Source organism: Inquilinus sp. CA228 (genome assembly GCF_052078665.1).
In the GTDB taxonomy this organism is placed as follows: domain Bacteria; phylum Pseudomonadota; class Alphaproteobacteria; order DSM-16000; family Inquilinaceae; genus Inquilinus.
The window spans coordinates 1-3,005 of sequence record NZ_JBQJIK010000165.1 but is presented as its reverse complement, the minus strand read 5'-3'; the positions used below and the strand labels follow the sequence as shown (position 1 = coordinate 3,005).

At 70.9% G+C, this 3,005-nt stretch carries 3 protein-coding genes; 1 reads left to right on the top strand and 2 read right to left on the bottom strand.

The genetic code is table 11. The features are described 5' to 3' along the window. On the bottom strand, positions 1–704 hold a 704-nt coding region (locus ACTOWL_RS37690; RefSeq protein ID WP_441326433.1), incomplete at its 3' end, for an aminotransferase class V-fold PLP-dependent enzyme. Positions 705–725: 21 nt separating this feature from the next. After that, positions 726–2,018, bottom strand: a complete 1,293-nt coding sequence (purB, locus tag ACTOWL_RS37685; RefSeq protein ID WP_441326432.1) for an adenylosuccinate lyase — start codon at positions 2,016–2,018, stop codon at positions 726–728. A 210-nt stretch (positions 2,019–2,228) separates the two neighbouring features. On the opposite strand from purB, the gene ACTOWL_RS37680 reads away from it, so the two are divergent. Next, positions 2,229–2,855, top strand: coding sequence for an FMN-binding negative transcriptional regulator (locus tag ACTOWL_RS37680; RefSeq protein ID WP_441326431.1), 627 nt, complete (start codon positions 2,229–2,231; stop codon positions 2,853–2,855). Positions 2,856–3,005: the final 150 nt, after the last annotated feature.

The window sequence follows — 3,005 nt, the reverse complement described above, 5'->3', positions numbered from 1 at the left end:
CCGTGCTCGGCCCGGATGCGCTTGATCCGCTGCCTGGTCTCGTCGTCGCGGGCGGTGGCCAGCGCCCCGGCGATGACGTCGGAATGGCCGTTCAGGTATTTGGTCGCCGAATGCATCACCAGGTCGGCGCCCAGCGCCAGCGGCCGGGTCAGCACCGGCGTCGCCACGGTGGAATCGACCGCCACCCTGGCGCCTGCGGCATGCGCCGCCTCGGCCACCGCGGCGATGTCGGTGACGGTCCAGAGCGGGTTGGCCGGCGTCTCCAGCCACACCAGCTTCGTCTCGCCCGGGCGCAGCGCGGCGCGGACGGCGTCGAGGTCATGCGTGTCGACCAGCTCGACCTTCAGCCCCCAGCGGGTGGCCTCGGTCATCAGCCAGTTGCGCAGCGACCAGTACATCACCTTCGGCGCCAGCACATGGTCGCCCGGCGCCAGCGCCAGGAACACCGCGGTCGCTGCCGCCATTCCGGAGGCGAAGACGGCGGCGCCTTCCGCCCCCTCCAGCGCCGCCAGCACCGCCTCGGCCTGGTCGTAGCTCGGGTTGTTGTCCCGGGCGTAGATCCGGCCGGACCGGTACTGGTTGTCCGGGTCGCGGATATAGGTGGTGGAGGGGTGGATCGCCGGGGTGACCGCCTTGGTCACCGGGTCGATCCAGCCCAGCGCCTGGGCCGCGATGCTGGCGGCCGAAAGCTTGCTTTTGTCCATCGTGCCGCCTCCCGAGCGGTGTCAGGCCTCGGCGAAGACGCGGGCGAAGATGTCGTCGACGTGCTTGGTGTAGAAGTCGTAGCTGAAGGCGTGGGCCAGGGTCTCGCGCGGGATCGTGACCTCCGGGTCGGCGGCCAGGCGGTCGAGGAAGCTGCCGCCCTCGTGCCAGACCTGCATGGCGTTGCGCTGGACCAGGGTGTAGGCGTCCTCGCGGCTGATTCCGGCCTGGGTCAGGGCCAGCAGCACGCGCTGCGAGAACACCAGCCCGCCGAGTGATTCCAGGTTGGCCTTCATCCGTTCGGGATAGATCAGCAGCTTGTCGACCACGCCGGTCAGGCGCGACAGGGCGAAGTCGAGGGTGACGGTGGCGTCGGGGGCCAGCATCCGCTCGACCGAGGAATGGCTGATGTCGCGCTCGTGCCACAGCGCCACATTCTCCATCGCCGGCACCACCGCGGCGCGCACCAGCCGGGCCAGGCCGGTCAGGTTCTCGGTCAGCACCGGGTTGCGCTTGTGCGGCATCGCCGACGAGCCCTTCTGGCCCGGGTGGAAGAACTCCTCCGCCTCGCGCACCTCGGTGCGCTGCAGGTGCCGGATCTCGATGGCGAGGTGCTCGATCGACGAGGCGACGACGCCGAACACCGAGAACACCATGGCGTGGCGGTCGCGCGGGATCACCTGGGTCGACACCGGCTCGACCTGGAGGCCCAGCTTGTCGGCGACATAGCGCTCGACGAAGGGGTCGACCGAGGCGAAGGTGCCGACCGGGCCGGAGATGGCGCAGGTGGCGATCTCGCGCCGGGCCTGCACCAGCCGGTCGCGGTTGCGGCGGAAGGCGGCCCAATGGCCGGCCAGCTTCAGGCCGAAGGTGGTCGGCTCGGCATGGATGCCGTGGCTGCGGCCGACGGTCAGGGTGTGCCGGTGCTCCTCGGCCCGCCGCTTCAGCGCCGCCAAGAGCCCGTCGACATCGGCCAGCAGCAGGTCGATCGCCTGGGTCAGCTGGATCGCCAGGGTGGTGTCCAGCACGTCGGACGAGGTCATGCCCTGGTGCACGAAGCGCGCCTCGGGCCCGACATATTCGGCCAGGTTGGTCAGGAAGGCGATGACGTCGTGCCGGGTCTCGCGCTCGATCTCGTCGATCCGCTCGACGTTGAAGTTGCCGCGCTCGCGCACCGCCTTGACCGCCGTCTCCGGCACGATGCCGAGCTGCGCCATCGCCTCCAGCGCCGCGACTTCGATGTCCAGCCAGATCCGGTACTTGTTCTCCGGCTCCCAGATCCGGGTCATCTCGGGGCGGCTGTAGCGGGGGATCATCGGCGTGGTCCAGATGCGGGGCGGGGGAGGAAGGCTGAGGCGGGATATAGCAGCAACGGCCGGCACGGCGGAAGCGCGCGGCCCTGCCGAGGGCGCATGCCGCCGCTGCGCCGAGTGGAATTGGACTGGCTGTTTTGGGTCGATTGGTCCTGGCGGCCAGTCCGATTCATCGCCATCTGTCCAGCACCACCTTGCTGCCCAGGCACTGCCATGTATGTCCCGCCCGCCTTCCGGGAAGACCGGATCGAGATTCTGCACGCCGCCATCCGCGAGGCCGGCCTGGCCACGCTGGTCAGCCTCGGCGCCGACGGCCTGGTCGCCAGCCATGTGCCGATGCTGCTGGACCCGGAGGCCGGGCCGAACGGCACGCTGTACGGCCATCTCGCCAAGGCCAACCGGCACGCCGCCGGCGGCGTGGCGGGGGTGGAGGCGCTGGCGATCTTCCAGGGGCCCGAGGCCTACATCACCCCGTCCTGGTACGAGACCAAGCGCCAGACCGGCAAGGTGGTGCCGACCTGGAACTACGTCGCCATCCACGCCCGCGGACCGCTGGAGATGTTCGACGATGCCGACCGGCTGCTCGACCTGGTGACCCGCCTGACCCGGCGGCACGAGGGCGGCCGGGCCGCGCCCTGGGCGGTGGCCGACGCGCCGCCGGATTTCATTCGCGGCCAGCTCAAGGGCATCGTCGGCTTCGCCCTGCCGATCGCGCGGCTGGAGGGCAAGTGGAAGATGAGCCAGAACCGCCCCGCCGCCGACCGCGCCGGCGTGGCCGAGGGGCTGGGCGCCGAGGGCCGGGACGAGGTCGCGGCGCTGGTGCCGGTCGGGCAGGGCTGAGCCCGGGCTGGCCACAGGCGCGCGGCCGCGCGCAGACCCCTCCCCCTGGCCCCCTCCCGCAAGGGTAAGGGGGAGAATGGAAGGCGGGCGGGGTGGTGATGGCTTCGTAGGTTGTGTTCGCGGCACGCGAACCCAACAATGGTTCGACGG